This window comes from Bacillus sp. EB V-12, assembly GCF_056158125.1.
On the sequence record NZ_JBUXJL010000002.1, the window covers coordinates 571,028 to 594,098 of the forward strand.

A 23,071-nucleotide genomic window follows, 5' to 3' on the forward strand; every position below is an offset into this window, starting at 1 on the left:
TATAATTACCCTTATAGGATAAGGATAATTATACTATGTGTAACGGAATTTCGATATGAACTGTTGTTCCTTCGTTTTCTGTACTGTCAATAAAAATATGCCCATTATACATCTCTACAATTCGTTTACATATGACAAGTCCAAGACCTGTTCCAGTATCTTTATTAGTAAAGAACGGATGAAAGAGGTGTTTTTGAATATGTTGCGGAATCCCTTTTCCAGTATCTATAATCTGCAATTGTGCGTGTGTTTCATTGTTTTTTACTACAATGGTTAGTGTATCACTAGAAGTCATGGCCTCAATTGCATTTTTTGTAATGTTTAAAACCACTTGTTTCATATGGTCTTTCGAACAACGGATATGAACAGGATGGTCTGGCAAATGTAAATGGAATACAATGTTATGTAAATTCGCCTCAGATTGAATAATTAATGCTACCTCATTTAGAATTGTTCTTACATCATACGTTTGTTCGATGATGGCGGTTGGCTTTCCGAGAATAAGAAATTCACTTACAATTTCATTGATTCGCTCTATTTCTTGTTCAATTACGGAAAAGTAGAACTGATCTTGCTCATCTTTATATTTCTCTTTTAATAGAGCGACGAGCCCTTTAATTCCAGTAAGAGGATTACGGATTTCGTGTGCTGTACTCGCTGCAAAAGTTCCAACTAATTCAATTTTCTGTAGTTCATTTTGTTGTCTTTCAAGTTTTGTTTGCCGTTTTAACAAAATATATTGAGCAAGTAAAAATAAAATAGACATTAAAAATAAAGTAGCTATACACTCTATTGTAACCCACTGGTATAAGGTTTTTTGATGAATAGGTAATGGAGAAACAGAGACCTTCCAATTTAATCTTTGGAGTGGGGTAGTAAGCATATTAGAATGCGTATCACTTGTGTCGTTATTATCATCGGTTAGAAAAACTACATCATGTTTATCAGTTACCTCAAAATGGTATTGTGGTTTAATGGCATTTAAAGAAGATGAAATGTAATCAAAGCGTAAACTAGCTAATAATAATCCTGAGAGCTCCTTCTGTTTATTAAATATGGGGGCAGCAATTATAATAGCTTTATGTCCAAGAACGCGATCAGTAATGACTGATGATACAGTGGTTTTTTTAGTTTGGAGCGCGTCTTGAATATATTTACGGTCTGAAACATCTATAGGCTTTGATTCATCTTCAGATGCGATTGTAATGACTCCTTCTGGTGTAGCGTAATATAGACCAGAAAAGCGTGCATCGTTTCCATCTGTATCATGTACAATTTGTTTAATGCCATTTATATTACCAGTCTCGGTGCCTACAACTTTTGCAAGCATGTCTAAAGCAGAAATTGCTTCACCAAGATGATGATCCAAATAATCTCTATATAAAAAGAGAACTGTATGAGCAGATAATTTGTTTTCCTGTTTCATTTTATATGTATGATACGAATAAAATGTAGCACCAATCCCTATTGTCGGTAGGATAACAAGCAATATATATACAATTATGCTTTGGAATTTGACTTTCAAATGTGGTACTCCTTCTTTTTTTATTATCATTATATATAAACTATGTTAAAATTGTCATGTTTTTATTCAAGAATGATTCTTAATATATTAGGGGAGAGGAAATGGATGAGTGAATGCTCATTCGGAATTCACATGAAGTATGAAGTGGCATTTTCTTTTTATTGCTGAGAATTTAAGTGAAGGGTTGAAAGTTGTATGACATCAAATAATGAACGAGAAGATATTTCTCAATCTTTAAAAGTATTTATTGCATTATCTCGTGTACATCGTTCTGTTATGGATACTACAAATAAATCTATACAAAGTAACGGATTAAATCCAACTGAATTTGCTGTATTAGAACTGCTATATCATAAAGGCGGTCAACCACTTCAGCAAATTGGTGAGCGTATTTTAATAGCTAGTGGCAGCATTACATATGTTGTAGATAAGCTGGAGAAAAAGGGATTAGTAAAGAGAATTCCATGTCCGAATGACAGACGTGTTATTTACGCGCAATTAACTGAGTCTGGCGAGAACTTTATTGCTTCTATTTTTCCGGGGCATGAGAAAGTTATACATCAGTCTTTTGAAATGTTAACGAAAGATGAAAAAGATGAATTACTTGATTTATTAAAAAAAATTGGGAAGTATGAAAAATAATATGTTCCAAAGGAGCTTTGGATAAATAAATCCAAGGCTTTTTTATTTGTAATGAACTCAGGGCAGTCACTGCCGAAATTTGTTGAAAATTAAGAGGGAATTCAAGAATACGTATTGAATTATAATAAAGGTATGTAATGGAGAGGAGGCTCGTTCATGTCATTTAAAGACTATGAATATAAACGCCCAAATATTGAAGAGTTAAAAGAGAAATTTACTGTTGCTTTAGAGAAGTTTGATAACGCAAAAACTGTAGAAGAACAAAAACAAGTCATTCATTCAATTAATGAGATTCGCAACGATTTTGGTACAATGGGAAACCTTTGTTACATTCGCCATTCTGTTGATACGACGGATACTTTTTATAAGGAGGAGCAGGATTTCTTTGATGAATTCTCTCCAGTTGTACAAGGATATGGTACAAAATATTATAAGGCACTCATTAATTCTCCATTTCGTGAAGAATTAGAGGCGTATTATGGAAAACAATTATTTGCTCTAGCAGAATGTGATTTAAAAACATATTCAGATGAAGTCGTGAAAGATTTACAATTAGAAAATAAATTATCATCGCAATATACACAGTTATTAGCATCTGCAAAAATTGACTTTGCTGGAGAAGAAAGAACGTTATCGCAACTGATTCCGTTTATGCAAGGAAAAGAAAGAAGCGAACGTAAAGCAGCAAGTGAAGCATACTACGGATTTTTAGCTGGAAATGAGGAAGAACTAGATCGTATTTATGATGAGCTTGTTAAAGTGAGAACGAAAATCGCAAAATCTTTAGGTTTCAAAAACTTTGTTGAACTTGGATATGCAAGAATGTACCGTACAGATTATAATGCGGAGATGGTGGCTAATTACCGTCAGCAAGTGCTAGATTATATCGTTCCCGTTACAACGGAATTAAGAAAGCGACAACAAGCACGTATCGGTGTAGAGAAGTTAGCTTATTACGACGAAAACTTTGAGTTTGCTACAGGTAACCCAACTCCAAAAGGAGATGCGGATTGGATTGTTGATCATGGAAAGACAATGTATAAAGAGTTATCGGCTGAAACAGATGAATTTTTCAATTTCATGCTAGATAATGATTTATTAGATTTAGTTGCGAAAAAAGGAAAAGCTGGTGGCGGATATTGTACATATATTGAGAATTATAAAGCGCCATTTATTTTCTCAAACTTCAATGGAACATCTGGTGACATTGATGTATTAACACATGAAGCAGGTCATGCCTTCCAAGTATATGAAAGTCGTAAATTTGAAATTCCAGAATATAATTGGCCAACATATGAGGCGTGTGAAATCCACTCTATGAGTATGGAATTCTTTACATGGCCATGGATGAAGCTATTCTTTGAAGAAGATGCAGATAAATATTACTTCTCTCACTTAAGTTCAGCACTTCTGTTTTTACCTTATGGTGTATCTGTTGATGAATATCAACATTATGTATATGAAAATCCTGAAGCATCACCTGAAGAGCGTAAGACAGCATGGCGTAACATAGAGAAGAAATATTTACCACATCGTGATTATGAGGAGAATGATTATTTAGAGCGCGGTGGTTTTTGGCAACGTCAAGGGCATATTTATAGCTCACCGTTCTATTATATTGATTACACGCTTGCTCAAATTTGTGCGCTACAATTTTGGAAACGTGCAAGAGATAATAGACAAGAGGCGTGGGAAGATTATGTGAATCTGTGCCAACAAGGTGGAAGTAAATCGTTCTTAGAATTAGTAGAGGTTGCAAATTTAACATCACCATTTGCTGAAGGCTGTGTGAAAAGTGTTATTACAGAAATTGAAGCATGGTTACATGCGATTGACGACACAAAATTGTAAAAAACATGCGCTTTTTTCACATGTTTAACATCGACATAATGGGAAAATGATGAGATAATAAAAGAAAATTCAGAATACTGAAGGGGTGTTTCTAATAAGGAGCACCTCTTTTCACCAACAAAAGGGGGGAACAAGTATGCTTCAATCTAATATGGATGTAAGTTTAGAAAGTTTAGTAAACTCATTACAGGCTACTCGAAGCACGCTATTATCAGAAATTGAAATGTTAAATGACACAGAAGTGAATGTAAAGCCACGCCGTGATAAATGGAGTATTATTCAAATTTTACACCACTTGCATTTAGTTGAACAATCTGTCACGTCTGCCCTTGTATATGCTTTACAAAAAAATGAAAGAAACATGACTCCATTTAAAGACCTCCAACTTACGCTTAATCGCACACATAAACGAGAAGCTCCTCAGCAAATGCAACCAACAGAAACTTTAATGAAAAAACAGCAAGGAATTCAATTACTAGAACATTCACGCCAAGAACTATTACACGCGCTTCATAGTGTTATAGATGAAAAAGATTTATTTGAAAATGGATTAAAGCATCCTGTTTTTAATGATCTGAATTTGTATCAATGGGTTCAATTTCTTGATTTGCATGAACAAAGACATCTTACGCAGTTAAAAGAGGCGAAACATGCAATTTTGCAACGCTAAAGTGGAAGAAGTGGGAAACCACTTCTTTTTTGATACGTGCATAGTTTTCTTTCTTATTTTGGAATACTACATGGAGAAAGAAAAGAAGGAGTTGAAAAAACATGTCTAAGAAGAAGCGAGAAGAAGAGCGCGCCTGGAAAGCACGTAAAGAAAATCAACAACCGCACGGAAAAGTGAAAGCTTTTGCTGAATTAGTTGAAGGAACAGAAAAAACGTGATGAGTATTTCATCACGTTTTTTGTATGAGTGGAAAAGTTAATAAAAAGGTTGTACCGATTCCTTTTTCACTTATAATATCAATTTTTCCATTCATAGCTTGAACAACACTGAATACGACCATCATTCCAAGTCCAGTACCTTTTTCTTTCGTTGAATAAAAGGGCGAACCAAGACGTTTTACTTGTTCTGAATCCATACCGACTCCTGTATCTTTTATATATAACTGAATATGCTTATGATCAGGAACTAATGTGAAATAAAGATCACCGCCTTTTGGCATAGCCTCAATGCAATTTTTTAAAATATTTAATAAACATTGATTTAGTTTTTGCTTTTCTCCAGCGATAAAAAAAGAAGTGCTTTGCTTTATATAATGAGTACGTACATTTGTTAAATTAGCAAGCGGTGTAATTAACGACAATGCATGTAGTAATTCTTCTTCTAACTGTAATGTTTGTTCTTTTTCAATGCTTGGTTTAGCAAAGGTTAAATAATCTGTAAGAACATGATTTGCTTGTTCGATGCCATTAATGGCAATGTCGATATATAATTTTCGTTCCTGCTCAGTGCATGTATCTGATTGTAACAGTTGTAAAAAACCTTTCGTTGAAGTTAATGGATTGCGAATTTCATGAGAGATAGACGCTGCCATTTCACCAATTAAATGAAACTTTTCAGCATTTATAAGTTCGTTTTGGAGACGAACTTGAGTTTGTAATATGTGTAGTAAATATAAAATTAGAATCGTACCAAGCATTGAACATAATTCATACACAATAATATGCGGTATATAATCAGTCTTATTTGTAACCTTTGAAAGGAAGAAGGGTATCCAACTAAATCCGTATGTGAGACTGTAGATAATAGCAAGTGTTATTTTTATACGATTAGAAGTTCGATTGAAAAATTTATATGTTAATAATAGAACAATAAATAGAAGAACAGAACCGATAAGAGATGGGAAAACACCTATCCCACCTAATAATAAGCGATATATGTTTAATACAACTAAGATAGAACCACCAGCAATAGGCCCTCCCGTTAATGTACCGACAATTAATACAATATGGCGCATATCAAATTGAAAACCATTATTTGTTTTTGCTGCAAATGTAATACAGAGTACGGTAGCAAGGCAACAGAGTACAATGAATATAGCTGAATTTAATTTAGGAGAGCGTTTCCCTTTTTGATTCCAAAATAAATGATATACGAGCATTGTAATCAGGATGAATAATATATTTAAAAAGAGATAAATAATAAAGGGTTTCAGTGGGATGCCTCCTCTCTTCTTATATTAAATTAATCATACTATAAAATGAAATAATAAATAGCTGAAAAATCAGAAATTTTTACGCTAGTATACAATATGTTACAATAAGCTGTGTCAATGAAAGAAGAAATTCCGTGCACCGCGCGGGAGAGGTTCGCGAACTCCCTCTATAAAAAACTATGGAAACAACAATATCCTTAGGTATTGTTTTGTTTTTTTATTGTGACAGTTCAAGAACGTTCTTTCTTCTTATTTATAGTAGAGAAGGAGAATGAGTGAAATGAAAAAAGAAAAAGCAGTTGTTGTTTTTAGTGGAGGACAAGATAGTACGACATGTTTATTTTGGGCAATAGAGCAGTTTGCAGAGGTAGAAGCTGTAACGTTTAATTACAATCAACGTCATAAGCTAGAAATTGATTGTGCAGCGGAAATTGCAAAAGAACTAGGAATAAAGCATACGGTACTAGATATGAGTCTATTAAATCAACTTGCTCCAAATGCTTTAACGAGAACGGATATGGAGATTACACATGAAGAAGGTGAATTGCCATCGACATTTGTAGATGGACGAAATTTACTCTTCTTATCATTTGCTGCTGTATTAGCAAAACAAGTTGGAGCACGTCATATTGTAACGGGTGTATGTGAAACTGATTTCAGTGGTTATCCAGACTGCCGTGACGTGTTTGTGAAATCGTTAAATGTTACTTTAAATTTATCTATGGATTACCCGTTTGTCATTCACACGCCACTTATGTGGATTGATAAGGCTGAAACATGGAAATTATCAGATGAACTTGGAGCATTTGAGTTTGTTCGAGAAAAAACATTAACATGTTATAACGGAATCATTGGTGATGGTTGCGGTGAATGTCCAGCATGTCAACTTCGTAAAGCAGGATTAGATACGTACCTACAAGAACGCGAAGGAGCGAACAACTAATGGATAACTTTTTTGGATTTCGCATCGTAGAGAATTTGCAAAAAATGGACAAGGATATTCAGCGTAAACAACTCAAATACCATAATAAAAGAGTAATGGTCAGCAAGGAATTTACATTTGATGCAGCACACCATTTACACTGTTATGAAGGGAAATGTAAAAACTTACATGGTCACACATATAAAGTTGTATTTGGAATTAGTGGATATGTAAATGAAATAGGTCTTGCAATTGACTTTGGAGATATAAAAGAAATTTGGAAGAATGAAATAGAAATTTATCTAGATCATCGTTATTTAAACGAAACGTTACCTGCAATGAATACGACTGCTGAAAATATGGTCGTTTGGATTTATGAAAAGATGGCAGAAGCACTAACAAAAGAGAATCGAGTGAACGAATATAAAGGAGCTCGCGTTGAATTTGTTCGTCTATTTGAGACGCCGACTAGTTATGCGGAAGTAAGACGGGAGTGGATGCTTGATGAGTAAAATCCCTGTCTTAGAAATATTCGGTCCGACTATTCAAGGTGAAGGAATGGTTGTAGGGCAAAAGACAATGTTTATCCGTACAGCTGGTTGTGATTATAGCTGTGCTTGGTGTGATTCTGCTTTTACGTGGGATGGATCAGCTAAAGATCAAATTAGACAGATGACACCAGAAGATATTTGGGATGAGCTTGTTGCAATTGGAGGAGAAAATTTTTCTCATGTTACGATTTCAGGTGGAAATCCGGCATTACTGAAAAATATTGAGTTTCTTCTTTCTATATTAAAAGAAAATGGAATGCGAACGGCAATTGAAACGCAAGGGAGTAAATGGCAAGATTGGTTACTTCAAATTGATGAGATAACAATTTCTCCAAAACCACCAAGTTCAACGATGAAAACAGATTTTCAGAGGTTAGATGCTATTATTCAGAAACTAGCAGGAAAAGATATTAGTTTAAAAGTAGTAGTATTCGATGATCATGATTTTGAATATGCAGTTAAGATGCACGAACGTTATCCAAAGGTACCATTTTTCTTACAAGTAGGAAACGATGATACAAAAACAGTGGATGATGCGATGCTTATAAAAAAATTATTAGATAAGTATGAATGGCTGATTGATAAAGCTGTAAATTGTAAAGAGATGAATGATGCAAAAGTATTGCCTCAGCTTCATGCGTTAGTATGGGGAAATAAGCGCGGCGTATAACGAGAAGGGATGTTTAAAATGACAGGAAGATTAGATGAAGATTTAAAAGATGTAACATTACTAGGGAATCAAAATACAAAATATTTATTTGAATATAGCCCAGAAATATTAGAGGTATTTGATAATAATCATCCAAACCGTGATTATTTTGTAAAATTCAATTGTCCTGAATTTACAAGTTTATGCCCGAAAACAGGACAACCAGATTTTGCAACAATTTATATTAGCTATATTCCAGAGCAAAAAATGGTAGAGAGTAAATCTTTAAAGTTGTATTTATTTAGTTTCCGCAATCATGGTGATTTCCATGAAGATTGCATGAACGTTATTATGAACGATTTAATTAAATTAATGGATCCACGTTATATTGAGGTATGGGGGAAATTCACACCACGTGGTGGTATTTCAATTGATCCATACTGCAACTACGGGCGCCCAGGGACGAAGTATGAACAAATGGCTGATTACCGCATGATGAACCACGATCTATATCCGGAAACAATTGATAATCGTTAATAGAAAGAAAGGGCCTGTATAGTATACAGGCCCTTTCTTTCTATTATATTATGCATTTTGATTAATGACAGTATAGTTTTTATGACTTACAACTGTAAGAGGTTCCATATCTAGTTCTCTAAAATTCTTCATAATTGTTATATCAACAATAACAGAGTTTTGATTTACTTTTTGAACACGGCCTTGCATTCCACCTTTAAATTCGATGATATCTCCAGTTTCTGCGATCTGCATAAGCAACTCTCCTTGTTACAGTTTTCCCAAAAAAAGAATAAATTTGGGTTTTTTTATTTCCTCCTATTTTGAACCATATTTCCTACTTTGTAAATGTTTCCAAAGTAAAAATTCGAAAAATATTCACTTTTTGTAAGAAAATATGTAGAAAATCCATGTTTTTTGAAAAAAATAGCAAAAATGCGAGAATCTTTATATCGAGGTATAATGAAAAAGTAGAATAACCTGCTGAAGTGGGAGAAATTAGAGGCGGTAAAATGATGTTTGAATTTGTGGGGAGTGTTATAGCTTTAATTTTATTTTTATTTTCTTATATGCATTTAAAAAAGATTCGTCAATATGATACGAGTACATATTTTGATGGGATGGATGGTATCCATGCTTCGATAACACATGATAATGGTGGGGAGATGTAAAGGTATATAACTTTATTTTCTTGCGTGGTATGATGTTTAGAACTAGTGCATAATAGAGTTCATAAGTGATGAATGGAGAGTGAAAAGAATGAAGATTTCTTTTATTCGTCATGGTCGCTTAGATTGTACTATAGAACCAATGACGGTTACATCCTTTCATGAATGGATAAAAGGATATGACTTACATACTATAACAGAAAAACAACCTATACCATTGGAAACAAGAGAAGCGGTTGAAGTAGCGAAATTGATTGTAACGAGTGATCAAAAGTGTGCTGTACAGTCAGCAGCTGAATTAATGGATTCTTTATGTTTTATACAAAATTCTCTTTTTAGGGAAGTGGCAGTTCCGGCGAGCTTTTATGCGCCAAAATGGTTGAAGTGTAAACTTAACGTATGGATGTGTATTGGACGAGCATTATGGATACTTGGTTACCATAAAAATGTTGAATCTTATAAGGAAGTAAGAGAGAGGGCAAGGCAAGCAGCTTACGTATTACATCGTTATGCTCTCGTACATGGAAGTATTGCTCTTGTAGGTCATAATTATTTTAATTCGATGATTGGAACGGAGCTGAGGGCAATGGGATGGTCTGGTTCGCCTATTTTGCATAGAAAGCCATGGGGATGTACAACATATACGTTTCACGAGGCGATGGATGGAAATATATTAAATACGAATTTAACATAAAAGCACACGATTTATATAAATCGTGTGCTTTCTTTTTAAGATACAGAAATTTTGACGTTTAATGGTTTTACGAGATGAGCATAAGGTTCGCCTACTAGCATAACAATTTCATCTTTTTTATAACCTAACTTTTCGTATAGTGAATAGGCGCGTGTGTTTTCTAAATTAACAAGTAAAGCGATTTTTTCATGCCCTTTTTCAGTTGCATAGATTTCGGCAGCTTCAATTAATTTAGAACCGATACCTTTTCCGCCGTGTGCACTTGAAACTGATAGTGTATCAATGTAATACTCATCAAGCTCAGCTTCTTTTTCTAACGTAATTGATTCATCTTTATGTAATTCTCTTAAGTGATGTACAATTGGTGCGTCAAGCTGTGTTGCTTCACTACCGTGATAAGCGACAATAACTCCAACTGCACTCTCGTCTTGTTCATAGACAAAACAGTTTTCGTAGCTCAGACGGTTATTTTCTTTTGAGAACCATGTCTCAAGTCCTAGTAATACTTCTGCTTCATCTGTGCTACCTGTGATTTTTTCAGCAATTTCATGCAGAGCATTATACAATAAAGGAGCTATTGCCATTGCATCTGTCTTTTTTGCTTTCCGAATCATAGTATCCCTCCTAGTTCTATTTGTATATTGTAGCATAGTGGTATGGAACTTTGCATAATTGAATGCCGAAATGTTTGATATAGAGAAGTAGCTATGTTAGTATATGATATTTAGTGGACATATAGTAAAACGATATTGTTTGCGAAATAACGAAAATAAAATCATGGCATAACAACGAGATAAAGTGAAACGTTAATCAGTAAGATTTTTTGTTCATTCCACGACTGATTAGTAGTCAACACCAATCGCACTACCTGCAAATAGCGGGATAAATTTACAGTTGTTGACCTATAGAATATACGATAAAATAAAATATTGCAGAGAGGTGAAATACATGGATAAAGAATTAGCAAATACAATTTTAGATCAGCTAAAAAATGGTGAAATAAAGGAGTATGTTGTTACGAAAGATGTATTTTATACGTTCAGAGAAGTTGTTGTAAATAGAGAAGACTTTAAGCATTTCATTGGTAACGCACAGCGAGGCGGGCAAGTGATTTATACATATTCAGAAACGCCACGTTCATAAAGGGGAATTTTGATCAGCAGGGCATCTCTCACTGATTAGTAGCCTTTCACCAATCGGACGTTTAATGCGGGATAAATAAAAGATAAAGGAGAGGGGAATTATGGGCGATTTTAAACAAGGCATTTTACCACATTGGGATTATATGTGGAAAGATAGAGCCGGCAATCGATTTATGGGAATGGTTATGTATCCAGAGAAACGAAAATGTTCAGCAAAAATGCTTCAGAAAATAAAAAGAGCATATGAAGAAGCAGTAGAAATTAAAGTAACTGTACAAGTTCGACATACATATCAGTACGTAGAAGGAATGATTGTATACTTTGATGAAGAGGCTCCGGTATGTACAATGATTGATAAAGATGAAAATCCGCATCATATATTTGTAAAAGATATTTTGCGCATTGAGCACTCTGAATAAACTTTTCATAAATAAATTGAAGTTCCATAATAATAATCTTTTTCTATAATAGTTATCTTTTAGTATGTAACGAGAAACGAAAGTATATGTATAATATATTTAATAAGGTAAATTTGATAAATGTAATCGTTTTTTAGAGCAGATTATAGTTTCATATCTGTTCTTTTTTGCGTGATGCTGGAGAAATATATTTCTTCAGCATCTACCGTTTTATGACAAAATATATTGTTAACTTTTTTAAAAATAAGGTTAAATTCGTTGACAACTTTTTTGAAAAGCACTTTATTGACATGAGTTTTAGAATGTTGTTTCATAGTCATTGTATTGAAAAAAAACGGCTATCATGTCGAAAAGTAAAAGTTAAAAAAAGAAAGAATTTATACATATATCTTGTGTCTTATTTTGAAACGTAATACAATATATAGAGAAATCAAGAACAACATATAGAGAATATAGATTTGAGAGGGAGGGTCGGAAATGTTAGTTGCATATGATTCTATGACAGGAAACGTGAAGCGTTTCATTCACAAATTAAATATGCCGGCCGTTCAAATTGATGAAGATCTAGTAATAGATGAAGACTTTATTCTTATTACGTATACAACAGGTTTTGGCAATGTACCAGAACGTGTTTTAGACTTTTTAGAGCGCAATAATGAAAAATTAAAAGGCGTATCTGCAAGCGGCAATCGTAACTGGGGAGACATGTTCGGTGCAAGTGCTGACAAGATTTCTACTAAATATGAAGTGCCTATTGTATCAAAATTTGAGTTATCTGGAACAAATAACGATGTAGAATATTTTAAGGAAAGGGTGCGGGAGATTGCGACACATTGAACTGAATAATGAAATCACGCAAATGCAGGACGGTTTTTATCAGCTTCATAAAGATAAAGAGGCATTAGAAGTCTTTATGGAAGAAGCTAGAGAGAATACCGTTCCTTTTAATAGCGTGGCAGAGCGAATGGAGTATATGAAAGAACATGATTACTATTACAACGTTCTGGACGAGTATAGCTTGGAGGAAGTAGAGGAAGTATATAACATCGCTTATGGTGAAAACTTCGAGTTCCAATCTTATATGGCAGCATCTAAGTTCTACAAAGATTATGCGTTAAAAACGAATGATCAAAAACAATACTTAGAAAGCTATGAAGATCGTGTAGCAATTGTTTCATTATACTTAGGACGCGGTGATGTTTCGAAGGCAAGACAATTCGCAAGCATGATTGTAAAACAAAACTACCAACCAGCGACACCAACCTTTTTAAATGCGGGAAGAAGCAGAAGAGGAGAAATGGTGTCTTGTTTCTTGTTAGAGATGGACGATAGCTTAAATTCGATCGGCTTTAACATTAATACTGCGATGCAATTATCGAAAATCGGCGGGGGAGTAGCTTTAAACTTATCTAAGCTACGCGCACGCGGTGAGCAAATTAAAGGTATCGACAACGCTGCAAGTGGCGTAGTACCTGTTATGAAATTGCTTGAAGATTCGTTTTCATATGCGAATCAGCTTGGCCAACGAAAAGGTGCCGGTGCAGTATATTTAAACATTTTCCATTGGGATATTATTGAATTCCTTGATACAAAAAAAATAAATGCCGATGAGAAGAGCCGTATTCAGTCTCTATCAATCGGAATTATCGTTCCAAGTAAGTTCTTTGAGCTTGCTGAGAAAAACGAACCTTTCCATGTTTTCGCGCCTTATACGGTTTATAAAGAATATGGCAAGCATTTAGATGATATTGACATTGATGAAATGTACGATGAATTAATGAGCAATCCGAAAGTGAAGAAGAAGCCACTAGATATTAGTGCACGTGATATGCTTATTAAAATCGCTATGATTCAGCTTGAGTCTGGTTACCCATACTTAATGTTTAAATCAAATGCAAATAATCAACATCCATTGAAGGATATTGGAACTGTGAAGATGTCGAACTTATGTACAGAAATCTTCCAGCTTCAAGAAACTTCAGAAATAAATGATTACGGTACAGATGACATTATCCGTCGTGATATTAACTGTAACTTAGGATCGTTAAATATCGTAAACGTAATGGAAAATAAAGAAATTCGTGAAGCAGTTCATGCGGGAATGGAAGCTTTAACAGCTGTTTCTGATATGACGATTATTCCGAATGCACCAACTGTGAAAAAAGCAAATGACGAGCTTCATTCAGTTGGACTTGGAGCAATGAACTTACACGGATATTTAGCAAAAAATAAAATCGCTTATGAAAGTGCAGAAGCGAAAGAATTCGCTCGTACATTCTTTATGATGTTAAATTACTACTCTATTGAGAAAAGTATGGAAATCGCTACAGAAAAAGGTGAGACATTTAAGGACTTCGATAAATCTGATTATGCGAATGGCACATACTTCGAAAAGTATGAAACGACAGATTACAGCCCAGTAACTGAAAAAGTTCAGCAACTATTTGAAGGAATTCATATTCCAACAAAAGAAGATTGGACAAGTTTAAAAGAGCAAGTACAGAAGAATGGTTTATACAACTCATATCGTCTTGCCATTGCTCCAACACAATCAATCAGTTACGTTCAAAATGCAACTTCAAGCGTAATGCCGATCGTAAGTCAAATCGAATCAAGAACATATGCGAATGCGACAACATATTATCCAATGCCGTATTTATCAAAAGATACGTTCTGGTACTATAAATCTTCTTACGATATGAATCAGTTTAAATTAATTGATTTAATCGCAGAAATTCAAGAACATATTGACCAAGGAATTAGTACAATTCTTTACGTTAATAGTGATATTTCAACACGTGAATTAGCACGTTACTACATCTATGCACATAAAAAAGGCTTAAAGAGTCTGTATTATACGAGAACACGTAAATTAAGCGTGGAAGAGTGTGTGGCTTGTACCGTTTAATATAAAAAGTGAGACATGATGAGCAGGGTTTTCTGAACCCTGCTCATGCTTAGTTATCATATTTAGAGAAGGGGCGATTTAATGCGTGCGGTAAACTGGAACAAAAAAGAAGATGATTTTAGTTTAATGTTTTGGAAGCAAAACATCGCTCAGTTTTGGACAGAAGAAGAAATTGCGGTTTCGTCTGACAAAAATACTTGGGTGCAATTATCGAAAGAAGAGCAAATTGCTTATAAGCGTGTATTAGGTGGTTTAACACTTTTAGATACGAAACAAGGTGGCGAAGGAATGCCACTTGTACTGGTTCATCTTGAAAATTTACAAGCGAAAAGTGTATTAGCTTTCATGGGAGCTATGGAAGAAGTACATGCGAAAAGTTATAGTCACATTTTCACAACATTAGCTACAGAAGAAGAGATTGATGATATTTTTGACTGGGTAGACAATCATCCGTTACTTGAGAAAAAAGCTGGTATTATTACTAGTTACTATCGTCGTTTATTAAAGCCTGAAGTAACAAAAAAAGAGTTATACATGGCAATGGTAGCAAGTGTGTTCTTAGAAAGTTACTTATTCTATAGCGGATTCTTCTATCCACTTTACTTAGCTGGTCAAGGAAAACTAACAGCAAGTGGTGAGATTATCAACTTGATAATTCGTGATGAGTCAATTCACGGCGTATTCGTCGGTATTTTAGCACAACAAATCTTCGCAGAACTTTCTGCAGAAGAGCAACAAGAAGTGCAAAAAGAAACACAAGATTTATTAATGGAACTATATGAAATTGAAATGGCCTATACAGAAGAAATTTACACTTCTATCGGTCTTGTAGAAGATGTAAATCGTTTCGTTCGTTACAATGCGAATAAAGGGCTTATGAACTTAGGACTTGAGCCGAAGTTTGAAGAAGAAGAAATTAACCCAATCGTTTTAAATGGTTTACGTACAGATACGAAAAACCATGATTTCTTCTCTGTAAAAGGAAATGGTTACGTAAAAGCAACGAACGTTGAAAAGTTAGCTGACGATGACTTCGTGTTTAACTTTTAATATAGGATTATAAAGAAAAACTGTCTTATTCATTGATAAGACAGTTTTTCTTTATAATTTTGTTTACATAACACTATTATTTTTGTATAGCGATTTATATTTGGGAAGTTCTATTCGTTTAACGGATAGAACTTTTTTGTAATTAAATGGGTATTTACAAACCTTTTGTATCGGTGTATTATTTAACTAGTACACCGATACAAAAGGAGGGAAGAAATGAAAATAGAGTTTTCTCCAAATACACCAATTTACATTCAGGTAATGGAATACATAAAAAAAGAGATCGTAACAGGACATTTATTGCCTGGTGATAAAATTCCCTCTGTCCGTGAATTAGCGAGTGAATTACAAGTGAATCCAAATACGATTCAGCGTACATTTCAAGAGCTAGAACGGGATGGAGTTGTTGTCACACGTAGAGGAATGGGACGGTATGTAACGAATGAAGGGGAGAAAATTATGGAGCTGCGAAAAGAGATGGCGAAAGAATTACTTCATTCTTTTATAGATGGAATGGACAATTTAGGTTTTTCAGAAGAAGAAATTCTTACAATTCTTCGTTCTTCATTACATGATAAGAGGGAGGAGAGCCAATGACAGAGCTATTGAAAATAGAAAACTTATGGAAGAGATACGGATTAAAAGCAGTGATCCGTGAATTAAACATAGAGATTACGGAAGGGAAAATCGTTGGGCTTGTTGGAGATAACGGGAGCGGGAAAACGACGTTATTGAAAATGATTGCAGGCTTGCAACACCCTTCTGAAGGTAGTATTACAATAGACGGTAAAAAGGTAGGGTTACAGACGAAAGAAATTGTTTCATTTATGTCCGATAAGCCAATCTTTGATGATTGGATGACTGTAAAAAACGCTTTATTTTTCTATCGAGATTTTTATAAAGACTTCGATATTCAAAAAGCGGTAGATACGATTGCAGAATTTAAAATACCGTTAGAAGAAAAAATTACAGCATTGTCAAAAGGTATGGTTGAGAAGTTGCAGATTATTTTAACGTTTTCTCGAAAAGCGAAGCTATATGTACTGGATGAGCCATTGGGCGGGATTGATCCTCTTTCTAGAGAACATGTATTGGATCTAATTCTACAGTTCTATAGGGAAGATTGTACGATATTAATTTCCACTCACTTAATAAATGAAATTGAAAATATTTTTGATGAAGTGATCTTTTTAAAAGATGGAGAAATGGTTCTATATGAAAATGTAGAAGAAATTCGTTTTCAGAGAGGAAAAGCAGTTCATGAATTGTTTAAGGAGGTGTTTAGTAAGTGAAGTCAGTACTTTCCTATTTATGGAATGTAAATAAGAAAAGATATATTGTTACTTTTTTATTCTTTGTGCTAATTGAAGCTGTGTTATTTTCACAAATGATTGTAAGAAAAAGTGATGCGGCTATCAGTAGACAAGAGGGTATATTTGGAATCATTATGATTATATTTTTCTTTTATATTGTTTATATGTTTATACAAACAATGAAATCATATTCACGCTTACTAACTAATCCAATGTTACGACTTACAGCAATATCTGGGAAACAATATGTAATTTCTATGCTTATTTTCTCATTTATCGCAATGGCTATATGGTATGGGATATGTGGAATTCTTTTCTACGTAAGTTATGTATTAGCTTTTCCTACGACTTCTGTATATGTAGAAGCAAAAGAGATTATGCAAGTAGGCATAATTAATAATTTAATATATACGATAAGCGATTTATTTGAGTTTTTGTTTAGTGTTTTACAAATCATATTGGTAATTACTCTAGTAAAGTTACTTACGAAAAAGAAAAAGGCGCAAAATATACTAATCGTTATTATTTTTCTAGTAATAAATATCGCGATTACTTTAGCGACAACCTTGCTAGGAAAATTAGCTCCAGCTTTCCAAGTATTGCGAAGAGTAGAATATCATAGTGAAAGCAAGAGTCTGTTTATTAATATGTTTCAAGAAAATGGATTTAACATTTTTAATATAAGTTTCATGGTAATGGTTAGTGCTCTAATAATATATGTAATTGCTTATATTATCGATAAAAAACTAGAAGTCTAAAGGAGGAATCAGCATTGGGAAACGTAGTAGTAAAGTTAGAGAATGTTCGAAAAAAGATTGGTGGAACGGAAATTATTCGTGGTTTATCATTTGAGGTTCGTGAAGGAGAAGTATACGGATTCCTTGGACCGAACGGTAGCGGTAAGACGACGACGATCCGTATGATGACAGGTCTTATTTCAATGACAGAGGGCGATATTACAATTTGTGGACATAGTATTCGCTCGGAGCGTGAAAAGGCACTAGAGCAAATTGGAGCGATTGTAGAAAATCCTGAACTATATGATTATATGACAGGAATGCAAAACTTAAAGCATTTTGCGAACATGGCCATTACACCAATTAGTAAAGAGCGCATTGCTGAGATTGTAAAGCTTGTTGAGTTAGAGCATGCGATTCATAAAAAGGTGAAAACATATTCACTTGGTATGAAACAACGTTTAGGAATTGCACAGGCATTACTTCATCAGCCGAAAATCTTAATTTTAGATGAGCCGACAAATGGATTAGATCCAGCTGGTATTCGCCAAATTCGTGATTATTTACAACGTTTAGCGAAAGAAGAGAATATTGCTGTAATCGTATCAAGTCACTTATTGAGTGAAATTGAATTAATGTGTGATCGCGTCGTTATTATTAAACAAGGTGAGTTTGTACAAGAGTACAACTTACATGAAAAAGTGAAACATGATGAGGCAGTCGTTGTAGCGTTTGAAGTAGATGAAGTTCAGAAAGCGAATGAAATCATTAAAGGTAAAGCAAAAGGGAATGTAATTGTAGCATCTGTAACAAAAGACAACATTCCGCAACTTGTAAAAAAACTTGTTCATGCTGATGTGCTTGTATACGGAGTTACTGTTCAAAATAAAACGTTAGAGGATGAGTTCTTAGCGATTACTGGGGGAGTGAAAGCGTAATGTTTAAATTAATTCAAAATGAATTTTTAAAGTTGCATGCGAAAAAAGGTATGTATATTTTAATTGGTGTCATTGCTTTATTGGAGATTTTAGGAGCAGTAGTACTGGCGAAATGGGGTGAAGCTGGTAGTTTAAATGGATCTTACTTAGATTTTGTAAGTTCAGATATCGGCTTAATTATGATATTCGCAACGATTTTTGGAATTACAACAGCTTCGCGTACAATTACAGATGAATTCCAAAAAGGAACGATTAAACAATTATTAATTCGTCCAAGAAAACGAATGACAGTTTTATTTTCTAAATATATTACAGTGTTATTAACGATGTTATTTATTGTATTTGCTAGTACGTTAATTGCTATGATTATTGGATTAATTGTAATGGACGGTAGTAAAACTGAATTAACGTTAGGAATTGTTTTAAAAACAATATTATATCAGCTGCTATCACCATTTTTCTTTGCAACACTTGCATTTTTCTTAGCAAACGTATTTAGAAAATCTGTATTACCATTAATTATTACGATGTTCCTATTCTTCTTACAAGGTGCAATTAATATGGTATTAATAATGTTTGCAAAAGGTGTAGCGAAGTTTGTAGTATTCAACCATTTGGATTTAAGAGCTTACGATAGCAATAAATTAATCAATGGTGGAATGGAACCAACATTTACAGAATTTACGTTTACAACTTCATTATTACTTGTAGCTGCATACTTTGTTGTGTTACTTGTAGCATCAAGTGCATTATTCCAAAAACGTGACGTATTATAATAAAAGAAATCCCCGCTTGTAAAAACGGGGATTTTTATTACATAAATTTCACTTGGATTGCAACTTGAAGAACAGCGATATGGTATTTTAAGAGATATGCTGTTTAAAAAAATGAGAAAAATAGGAAGGATTTCAACTATATTCATATTATAATTTAGTTATCCTGCTATTTATAGGGAAAGGATTGCCTATAAAGTACTAATTAAAGTTTTATTTTTACTATCTTTGGGGGTGTTTTATATGCACTATGCATTTTCACGTATAAGGCTACGTAGCTTTTTTGGATGGATGATTATAGGGGTGTTCCTTATAATGATTCCATTAGATCTAACAAATGTTTCTGAGAATACGATGGAGGTTATTTCACAAATAACTGTATTTTTTGTATTTCCGTTACTTTGGCTATACGTAAAAACAAATAAAAATAATGTTGTATTTAACAGTTTTTTTGATAAGCCAGGACGTTTATCTTGGGGATTAATTGTATTAGCAACGATAATGGGGATGATTTTTTCAGTTGGCATATCTCAGATTCAATTTTACATATTAGCACATACGTTACCGAATTTCTTAGTTACTATGCTAGAAGACGGAAATGTTATTAATACGAGTAACGTATATATGACGATATTTACTTTCATTTCAGCATGTGTGTTAGCACCTATTATGGAAGAGGTTATTTTTAGGGGATTTTTCTTACAGCGAATGGCTTATAAATGGGGAATTAAAAAAGCTGTAATTATATCTTCAATTATTTTTGGCTTAGGACATTTTGATGTTATTGGTGCGTTCATGTTTGGTGTCGTTATGTGTCTTTTATACATAAAGACAAAAAATATATGGACGAATATAGCTGTGCACGCTCTAAATAATTTGATTGCAACAAGTATGCAATTTTTCGGTGGAGAAGAAAGCGGTACAATCTCAATTACTGAATTACAAGCGCAAAGTAATTTATGGATTGGTATCGGTCTTACAGTTGTTGGATTGCTTTGGTTAATTCCTTATGTTTGGAAACAATGGCGTACAGTAAAAGAAGTTGGCGTGCCACCAGTACGTTTTATAAATGAGCAAAAAGTAGTGAGTTCATCACAAGAAAATGAAGTGTATAGTCAAGTGATCTTAACCGATAGATTGATGGCCATAGAGTTACCAGATGAGGCTGTAAATAAGCTTCGGTTAGAAGAAAATGATTATGTAACAGTATCTGTAGAAGAAGATAAAATCGTTATAAAGAAAGCACATAATAGATAATTAAAAAGTAGCTCCTAAAGAGCTACTTTTTAATTTGTAATAATTTCTACTCGAAAATTATTACCGTTCTTTACATATTTAATATCTGTAACAGTGCGGACCGTCTTTAAAATCTCCACTTTTTCACCAATTCGCGGGATGGTTGGAACATTGTCCCAAATACCAAGCAAGTCATCTAATTGTGCCGTTTTTTCATAAAACCAGATTTTCAATGTAAAGCCCCTTTCTCGAACTTTATGTATTTTAATACATAATATATTATTTTTATTCTTATTGTAAGGGGTTTTTTTATATTTTTTGAATAAAAATAAATTAATCTTCTGGGAAGATATGTTCAATATCAGGAGTAAGAGATACTTCTGATAATACGATATGAGAAACTGTCGTTGCATATGAAGAAACATCATTGATAAATTCTTCAAGTTCAACGAGTGAAGGAACAGAAATTTTTACAATGTAGCATAAGCTTCCTGTTACTCGGTAACAAAAACTTGCAGATGGATAAGACTGAATAAATTGTTGCATACGTGTTGTATCACCATTTTTTAAAGTGATTTCTAAAATACAATCTAAAACGAGTCCTGCCTTTTTATAATCAATATCGATTGTGTATTTTTGAATAACACCTTCGCTTTCGAGCTTACGAACACGTTCTGAAGTAGACGGAGCAGATAAGTTTACTCGTTTCGCCAATTCACGCATCGAAAGGCGACTATCATTATATAATTCATTTAAAATTTTTCGATCAACACGGTCTAATTGCATTTGTAAATATACCTCCAGTAAAATAATGATTTTTGTAAAGGGAAAATATAAATTAAGATTCATATGAAATGTAAAGTGAACGTTATTTATTTTACAATAAAACAGAAGGAAATAGGAGGGGAAATGATGGAGAGAATTTCATTATCAAATGTAGGAGATACAAAGTTTCAAAAGTTATTAGGGCATAATTCGGATATATTACATTCGTGGAGTACGTTAGAAGATACACTGTACAATACAGGAACTCTTTCAGCAGAGTTGAAGGAGCAAGTGAGAAGAACATTAGCGTATGGGAATGAATGTCCGTACTGTATGGCAAAGGGAAGACCTGATGATGTGCAAAAGGCAGAGGAGATTGGTGTAGCTGTTACTTTTGCGCATACATTTGTTCATGACCGAAAAGCAATAGATGATACTATGTTTCACGTATTAAAACAATATTGGACAGAAAAAGAAATTGTAGAGCTTTGCGCCTATGTTTGCTTTATTACTGCGTCACAACAACTTGGTTTTCTATTTCAATTACAGCCAAATTAAGGGGGAAATGATGACAAATCAAATAGCACTTATCATAATCGATGTACAAAAGGCATTTCAATTACCAGATTGGGGCGAGAGAAATAATATTTTTGCTGAAAAAAACATGAGAATTTTGTTAGAAGAATGGAGAAAAAGGGAACGACCAGTTTTTCATATTCAACATGTAAATAAAGAAAATGCTCAGTCAATGTTTTATGAGAGAGCGGAAACGGTAAACTTTAAAGAAGAAGTGCAACCACTACTTGGTGAAGTGGTTATTCAGAAATTCGTTAACAGCGCGTTCATTGGGGCAAATTTAGAAGAGCAATTAAGAAAGAACAAATGTAATGCAGTAGTGGTTGTAGGATTAACGACAAATCATTGCGTGGAAACTACGACACGAATGGCAGGGAATTTAGGATTTACAACATATTTAGTGAGTGATGCAACGGCTACGTTTAACCGTAAAGGTTTAGATGGTAAGGAGTATAGTGCAGAGGATATTCACAATATGACACTTGTAAATTTACATGAAGAGTTTGCTACGATTGTGACGACAAAAGAAGTATTAAAATTATTTTAAGAAAATAATTGCGAATTATGTAGAAAAAAATAAGAATATTTCGTATAATCTAAGTACAATCATTTTGAAAATAGGGGTGGCATCATATGGAGCAAATTTCAGTAAAGAAATTAGAAGAGGTACTTGTTGTAGCAGGGGATGATAAACAGAAGCAAAAGGAATTTTATGAATTGCTCTTATCTACTGAGTTTTATGTTGCTGGTTCACTAGAAGCAGAGGACGGGGCAACAGAAGGAATACTTCGTTTGCGTCATTTCCAAGGAGAAGGTAGATGGATCGTTCCGTTCTTTACACAAATGGAATTTGTAAAAGATGTGTTGCCAGAAGGAACGCCCCTTATTACGATACGTGGGAAAGAGTTATTTGGTAGCATTGAGAAAGATGCTACAGCTGTATTAAATGTTGGCACTGATATAAGTAAAACATTTATTCCAGAAGAAATTGCAGATATCGCATCTGGACGAATTTTTAATTATTATAAGTAAAA

At 33.8% G+C, this 23,071-nt stretch carries 30 protein-coding genes and 1 riboswitch; of the genes, 24 read left to right on the plus strand and 6 right to left on the minus strand.

The features are described from left to right. Positions 1-28 precede the first annotated feature (28 nt). Positions 29-1,525, minus strand: coding sequence for a DUF3149 domain-containing protein (locus ACZDYH_RS09520; RefSeq protein ID WP_025687770.1), 1,497 nt, complete (start codon positions 1,523-1,525; stop codon positions 29-31). A gap of 195 nt (positions 1,526-1,720) precedes the next feature. On the opposite strand from ACZDYH_RS09520, the gene ACZDYH_RS09525 reads away from it, so the two are divergent. From ACZDYH_RS09525 to ACZDYH_RS09540, 4 genes are all read left to right on the plus strand, one after another. Beyond that, a complete protein-coding gene (locus ACZDYH_RS09525) occupies positions 1,721-2,167 on the plus strand; it encodes a MarR family winged helix-turn-helix transcriptional regulator (RefSeq protein WP_000203336.1) in 447 nt (148 codons plus the stop codon). Positions 2,168-2,323: 156 nt separating this feature from the next. Next, on the plus strand, positions 2,324-4,018 hold the full coding sequence (locus ACZDYH_RS09530) for a M3 family oligoendopeptidase (protein WP_000008577.1): 1,695 nt from the start codon (positions 2,324-2,326) through the stop codon (positions 4,016-4,018). A gap of 136 nt (positions 4,019-4,154) precedes the next feature. Then, positions 4,155-4,688, plus strand: coding sequence for a DinB family protein (locus tag ACZDYH_RS09535; RefSeq protein WP_000941962.1), 534 nt, complete (start codon positions 4,155-4,157; stop codon positions 4,686-4,688). Positions 4,689-4,789: 101 nt separating this feature from the next. Next, entirely contained in the window at positions 4,790-4,906 is a 117-nt protein-coding gene (locus ACZDYH_RS09540; protein ID WP_000038355.1) for a DUF6254 family protein, read from the plus strand. Between the two features lie 11 nt (positions 4,907-4,917). Here the strand turns inward: ACZDYH_RS09540 and kinB are convergent, their stop codons facing one another. Further along, a complete protein-coding gene (gene kinB / locus ACZDYH_RS09545) occupies positions 4,918-6,126 on the minus strand; it encodes a sporulation sensor histidine kinase KinB (protein ID WP_000964151.1) in 1,209 nt (402 codons plus the stop codon). A 197-nt stretch (positions 6,127-6,323) separates the two neighbouring features. Next, a riboswitch (PreQ1 riboswitch) is annotated at positions 6,324-6,367 on the plus strand. 93 nt (positions 6,368-6,460) lie between these two features. Between kinB and queC the strand changes: the two genes are divergently transcribed. The 4 genes from queC to queF are packed head-to-tail and all read left to right on the plus strand — an operon-like array spanning position 6,461 to position 8,839. Continuing rightward, complete coding sequence (queC, locus tag ACZDYH_RS09550) at positions 6,461-7,123, plus strand: 7-cyano-7-deazaguanine synthase QueC (protein ID WP_000711595.1); 663 nt, start codon at positions 6,461-6,463, stop codon at positions 7,121-7,123. Continuing rightward, positions 7,123-7,614: a 6-carboxytetrahydropterin synthase QueD gene (queD, locus tag ACZDYH_RS09555; protein ID WP_000368414.1), complete on the plus strand. Its 492-nt coding sequence runs from the start codon at positions 7,123-7,125 to the stop codon at positions 7,612-7,614. The genes queC and queD overlap by 1 nt, the downstream gene beginning before the upstream one ends. Next, positions 7,607-8,323: a 7-carboxy-7-deazaguanine synthase QueE gene (gene queE, locus ACZDYH_RS09560; protein ID WP_000036294.1), complete on the plus strand. Its 717-nt coding sequence runs from the start codon at positions 7,607-7,609 to the stop codon at positions 8,321-8,323. The genes queD and queE overlap by 8 nt, the downstream gene beginning before the upstream one ends. An 18-nt stretch (positions 8,324-8,341) precedes the next feature. Further along, the gene (gene queF / locus ACZDYH_RS09565; protein WP_001986050.1) at positions 8,342-8,839 is read left to right on the plus strand and encodes a preQ(1) synthase; all 498 of its coding nucleotides are present in this window, start codon (positions 8,342-8,344) and stop codon (positions 8,837-8,839) included. Between the two features lie 48 nt (positions 8,840-8,887). On the opposite strand, the gene ACZDYH_RS09570 is transcribed toward queF, so the two are convergent. Beyond that, positions 8,888-9,073 carry a YkvS family protein gene (locus ACZDYH_RS09570; RefSeq protein ID WP_001165082.1) on the minus strand — a complete coding sequence of 62 codons (186 nt, stop codon included), beginning with the start codon at positions 9,071-9,073 and terminating at the stop codon, positions 8,888-8,890. 260 nt (positions 9,074-9,333) lie between these two features. Here ACZDYH_RS09570 and ACZDYH_RS09575 point away from each other — a divergent pair, with 260 nt between their 5' ends. Further along, on the plus strand, positions 9,334-9,489 hold the full coding sequence (locus ACZDYH_RS09575; protein ID WP_000461431.1) for a hypothetical protein: 156 nt from the start codon (positions 9,334-9,336) through the stop codon (positions 9,487-9,489). 88 nt (positions 9,490-9,577) lie between these two features. Beyond that, positions 9,578-10,180: a hypothetical protein gene (locus ACZDYH_RS09580; RefSeq protein ID WP_000703102.1), complete on the plus strand. Its 603-nt coding sequence runs from the start codon at positions 9,578-9,580 to the stop codon at positions 10,178-10,180. Positions 10,181-10,215: 35 nt separating this feature from the next. On the opposite strand, the gene ACZDYH_RS09585 is transcribed toward ACZDYH_RS09580, so the two are convergent. Continuing rightward, positions 10,216-10,794, minus strand: coding sequence for a GNAT family N-acetyltransferase (locus ACZDYH_RS09585; protein ID WP_000619542.1), 579 nt, complete (start codon positions 10,792-10,794; stop codon positions 10,216-10,218). A 334-nt stretch (positions 10,795-11,128) separates the two neighbouring features. Between ACZDYH_RS09585 and ACZDYH_RS09590 the strand changes: the two genes are divergently transcribed. The 11 genes from ACZDYH_RS09590 (at position 11,129) to ACZDYH_RS09640 (ending at position 20,717) form a co-directional block, all read left to right on the plus strand. Beyond that, entirely contained in the window at positions 11,129-11,323 is a 195-nt protein-coding gene (locus ACZDYH_RS09590) for a hypothetical protein (RefSeq protein ID WP_000356684.1), read from the plus strand. Between the two features lie 100 nt (positions 11,324-11,423). Continuing rightward, positions 11,424-11,741 (plus strand): hypothetical protein, encoded by a 318-nt coding sequence (locus tag ACZDYH_RS09595; protein WP_000502205.1) that lies wholly within the window; start codon positions 11,424-11,426, stop codon positions 11,739-11,741. Positions 11,742-12,218: 477 nt separating this feature from the next. Then, complete coding sequence (gene nrdI / locus ACZDYH_RS09600; protein ID WP_000959447.1) at positions 12,219-12,578, plus strand: class Ib ribonucleoside-diphosphate reductase assembly flavoprotein NrdI; 360 nt, start codon at positions 12,219-12,221, stop codon at positions 12,576-12,578. Next, positions 12,565-14,649 (plus strand): class 1b ribonucleoside-diphosphate reductase subunit alpha, encoded by a 2,085-nt coding sequence (nrdE, locus tag ACZDYH_RS09605; RefSeq protein ID WP_001215839.1) that lies wholly within the window; start codon positions 12,565-12,567, stop codon positions 14,647-14,649. The genes nrdI and nrdE overlap by 14 nt, the downstream gene beginning before the upstream one ends. Positions 14,650-14,730: 81 nt before the next feature. Further along, positions 14,731-15,699 carry a class 1b ribonucleoside-diphosphate reductase subunit beta gene (nrdF, locus tag ACZDYH_RS09610; RefSeq protein WP_001203028.1) on the plus strand — a complete coding sequence of 323 codons (969 nt, stop codon included), beginning with the start codon at positions 14,731-14,733 and terminating at the stop codon, positions 15,697-15,699. Positions 15,700-15,915: 216 nt separating this feature from the next. After that, positions 15,916-16,296 (plus strand): GntR family transcriptional regulator, encoded by a 381-nt coding sequence (locus tag ACZDYH_RS09615; protein ID WP_000687512.1) that lies wholly within the window; start codon positions 15,916-15,918, stop codon positions 16,294-16,296. Then, positions 16,293-16,991, plus strand: a complete 699-nt coding sequence (locus tag ACZDYH_RS09620; protein ID WP_000137745.1) for an ABC transporter ATP-binding protein — start codon at positions 16,293-16,295, stop codon at positions 16,989-16,991. The genes ACZDYH_RS09615 and ACZDYH_RS09620 overlap by 4 nt, the downstream gene beginning before the upstream one ends. Further along, positions 16,988-17,770: a hypothetical protein gene (locus tag ACZDYH_RS09625; RefSeq protein WP_000843921.1), complete on the plus strand. Its 783-nt coding sequence runs from the start codon at positions 16,988-16,990 to the stop codon at positions 17,768-17,770. The genes ACZDYH_RS09620 and ACZDYH_RS09625 overlap by 4 nt, the downstream gene beginning before the upstream one ends. A 14-nt stretch (positions 17,771-17,784) precedes the next feature. After that, complete coding sequence (locus ACZDYH_RS09630) at positions 17,785-18,687, plus strand: ABC transporter ATP-binding protein (protein WP_000528788.1); 903 nt, start codon at positions 17,785-17,787, stop codon at positions 18,685-18,687. Further along, on the plus strand, positions 18,687-19,463 hold the full coding sequence (locus ACZDYH_RS09635; RefSeq protein ID WP_000475435.1) for an ABC transporter permease: 777 nt from the start codon (positions 18,687-18,689) through the stop codon (positions 19,461-19,463). Before ACZDYH_RS09630 ends, ACZDYH_RS09635 begins: the two co-directional genes overlap by 1 nt. A 240-nt stretch (positions 19,464-19,703) precedes the next feature. Then, the gene (locus ACZDYH_RS09640; RefSeq protein ID WP_000558806.1) at positions 19,704-20,717 is read left to right on the plus strand and encodes a CPBP family intramembrane glutamic endopeptidase; all 1,014 of its coding nucleotides are present in this window, start codon (positions 19,704-19,706) and stop codon (positions 20,715-20,717) included. A gap of 29 nt (positions 20,718-20,746) precedes the next feature. Here the strand turns inward: ACZDYH_RS09640 and ACZDYH_RS09645 are convergent, their stop codons facing one another. Both ACZDYH_RS09645 and ACZDYH_RS09650 read right to left on the minus strand, forming a co-directional pair. Continuing rightward, positions 20,747-20,929, minus strand: a complete 183-nt coding sequence (locus tag ACZDYH_RS09645; RefSeq protein ID WP_000707107.1) for a DUF3913 family protein — start codon at positions 20,927-20,929, stop codon at positions 20,747-20,749. A 100-nt stretch (positions 20,930-21,029) separates the two neighbouring features. Then, positions 21,030-21,482, minus strand: coding sequence for an Lrp/AsnC family transcriptional regulator (locus ACZDYH_RS09650; protein ID WP_001175505.1), 453 nt, complete (start codon positions 21,480-21,482; stop codon positions 21,030-21,032). A 126-nt stretch (positions 21,483-21,608) separates the two neighbouring features. Between ACZDYH_RS09650 and ACZDYH_RS09655 the strand changes: the two genes are divergently transcribed. From ACZDYH_RS09655 to ACZDYH_RS09665, 3 genes are all read left to right on the plus strand, one after another. Beyond that, positions 21,609-22,019: a carboxymuconolactone decarboxylase family protein gene (locus ACZDYH_RS09655; RefSeq protein WP_000439759.1), complete on the plus strand. Its 411-nt coding sequence runs from the start codon at positions 21,609-21,611 to the stop codon at positions 22,017-22,019. Between the two features lie 10 nt (positions 22,020-22,029). Further along, the gene (locus ACZDYH_RS09660; protein WP_474886248.1) at positions 22,030-22,584 is read left to right on the plus strand and encodes a cysteine hydrolase family protein; all 555 of its coding nucleotides are present in this window, start codon (positions 22,030-22,032) and stop codon (positions 22,582-22,584) included. An 86-nt stretch (positions 22,585-22,670) separates the two neighbouring features. Next, on the plus strand, positions 22,671-23,069 hold the full coding sequence (locus ACZDYH_RS09665; protein ID WP_000435265.1) for an SseB family protein: 399 nt from the start codon (positions 22,671-22,673) through the stop codon (positions 23,067-23,069). Positions 23,070-23,071 lie beyond the last annotated feature (2 nt).

Excerpts from the sequence above, each read along its gene's own strand:
- ACZDYH_RS09525 (WP_000203336.1), top strand. The coding sequence starts at position 1,721 with ATGACATCAAATAATGAACGAGAAGATATTTCTCAATCTTTAAAAGTA.
- ACZDYH_RS09530 (WP_000008577.1), top strand. The coding sequence starts at position 2,324 with ATGTCATTTAAAGACTATGAATATAAACGCCCAAATATTGAAGAGTTA.
- ACZDYH_RS09535 (WP_000941962.1), top strand. The coding sequence starts at position 4,155 with ATGCTTCAATCTAATATGGATGTAAGTTTAGAAAGTTTAGTAAACTCA.
- ACZDYH_RS09540 (WP_000038355.1), top strand. The coding sequence starts at position 4,790 with ATGTCTAAGAAGAAGCGAGAAGAAGAGCGCGCCTGGAAAGCACGTAAA.
- kinB (WP_000964151.1), bottom strand. The coding sequence starts at position 6,126 with ATGCTCGTATATCATTTATTTTGGAATCAAAAAGGGAAACGCTCTCCT.
- queC (WP_000711595.1), top strand. The coding sequence starts at position 6,461 with ATGAAAAAAGAAAAAGCAGTTGTTGTTTTTAGTGGAGGACAAGATAGT.
- queD (WP_000368414.1), top strand. The coding sequence starts at position 7,123 with ATGGATAACTTTTTTGGATTTCGCATCGTAGAGAATTTGCAAAAAATG.
- queE (WP_000036294.1), top strand. The coding sequence starts at position 7,607 with ATGAGTAAAATCCCTGTCTTAGAAATATTCGGTCCGACTATTCAAGGT.
- queF (WP_001986050.1), top strand. The coding sequence starts at position 8,342 with ATGACAGGAAGATTAGATGAAGATTTAAAAGATGTAACATTACTAGGG.
- ACZDYH_RS09570 (WP_001165082.1), bottom strand. The coding sequence starts at position 9,073 with ATGCAGATCGCAGAAACTGGAGATATCATCGAATTTAAAGGTGGAATG.
- ACZDYH_RS09575 (WP_000461431.1), top strand. The coding sequence starts at position 9,334 with ATGTTTGAATTTGTGGGGAGTGTTATAGCTTTAATTTTATTTTTATTT.
- ACZDYH_RS09580 (WP_000703102.1), top strand. The coding sequence starts at position 9,578 with ATGAAGATTTCTTTTATTCGTCATGGTCGCTTAGATTGTACTATAGAA.
- ACZDYH_RS09585 (WP_000619542.1), bottom strand. The coding sequence starts at position 10,794 with ATGATTCGGAAAGCAAAAAAGACAGATGCAATGGCAATAGCTCCTTTA.
- ACZDYH_RS09590 (WP_000356684.1), top strand. The coding sequence starts at position 11,129 with ATGGATAAAGAATTAGCAAATACAATTTTAGATCAGCTAAAAAATGGT.
- ACZDYH_RS09595 (WP_000502205.1), top strand. The coding sequence starts at position 11,424 with ATGGGCGATTTTAAACAAGGCATTTTACCACATTGGGATTATATGTGG.
- nrdI (WP_000959447.1), top strand. The coding sequence starts at position 12,219 with ATGTTAGTTGCATATGATTCTATGACAGGAAACGTGAAGCGTTTCATT.
- nrdF (WP_001203028.1), top strand. The coding sequence starts at position 14,731 with ATGCGTGCGGTAAACTGGAACAAAAAAGAAGATGATTTTAGTTTAATG.
- ACZDYH_RS09615 (WP_000687512.1), top strand. The coding sequence starts at position 15,916 with ATGAAAATAGAGTTTTCTCCAAATACACCAATTTACATTCAGGTAATG.
- ACZDYH_RS09620 (WP_000137745.1), top strand. The coding sequence starts at position 16,293 with ATGACAGAGCTATTGAAAATAGAAAACTTATGGAAGAGATACGGATTA.
- ACZDYH_RS09635 (WP_000475435.1), top strand. The coding sequence starts at position 18,687 with ATGTTTAAATTAATTCAAAATGAATTTTTAAAGTTGCATGCGAAAAAA.
- ACZDYH_RS09640 (WP_000558806.1), top strand. The coding sequence starts at position 19,704 with ATGCACTATGCATTTTCACGTATAAGGCTACGTAGCTTTTTTGGATGG.
- ACZDYH_RS09650 (WP_001175505.1), bottom strand. The coding sequence starts at position 21,482 with ATGCAATTAGACCGTGTTGATCGAAAAATTTTAAATGAATTATATAAT.
- ACZDYH_RS09655 (WP_000439759.1), top strand. The coding sequence starts at position 21,609 with ATGGAGAGAATTTCATTATCAAATGTAGGAGATACAAAGTTTCAAAAG.
- ACZDYH_RS09660 (WP_474886248.1), top strand. The coding sequence starts at position 22,030 with ATGACAAATCAAATAGCACTTATCATAATCGATGTACAAAAGGCATTT.
- ACZDYH_RS09665 (WP_000435265.1), top strand. The coding sequence starts at position 22,671 with ATGGAGCAAATTTCAGTAAAGAAATTAGAAGAGGTACTTGTTGTAGCA.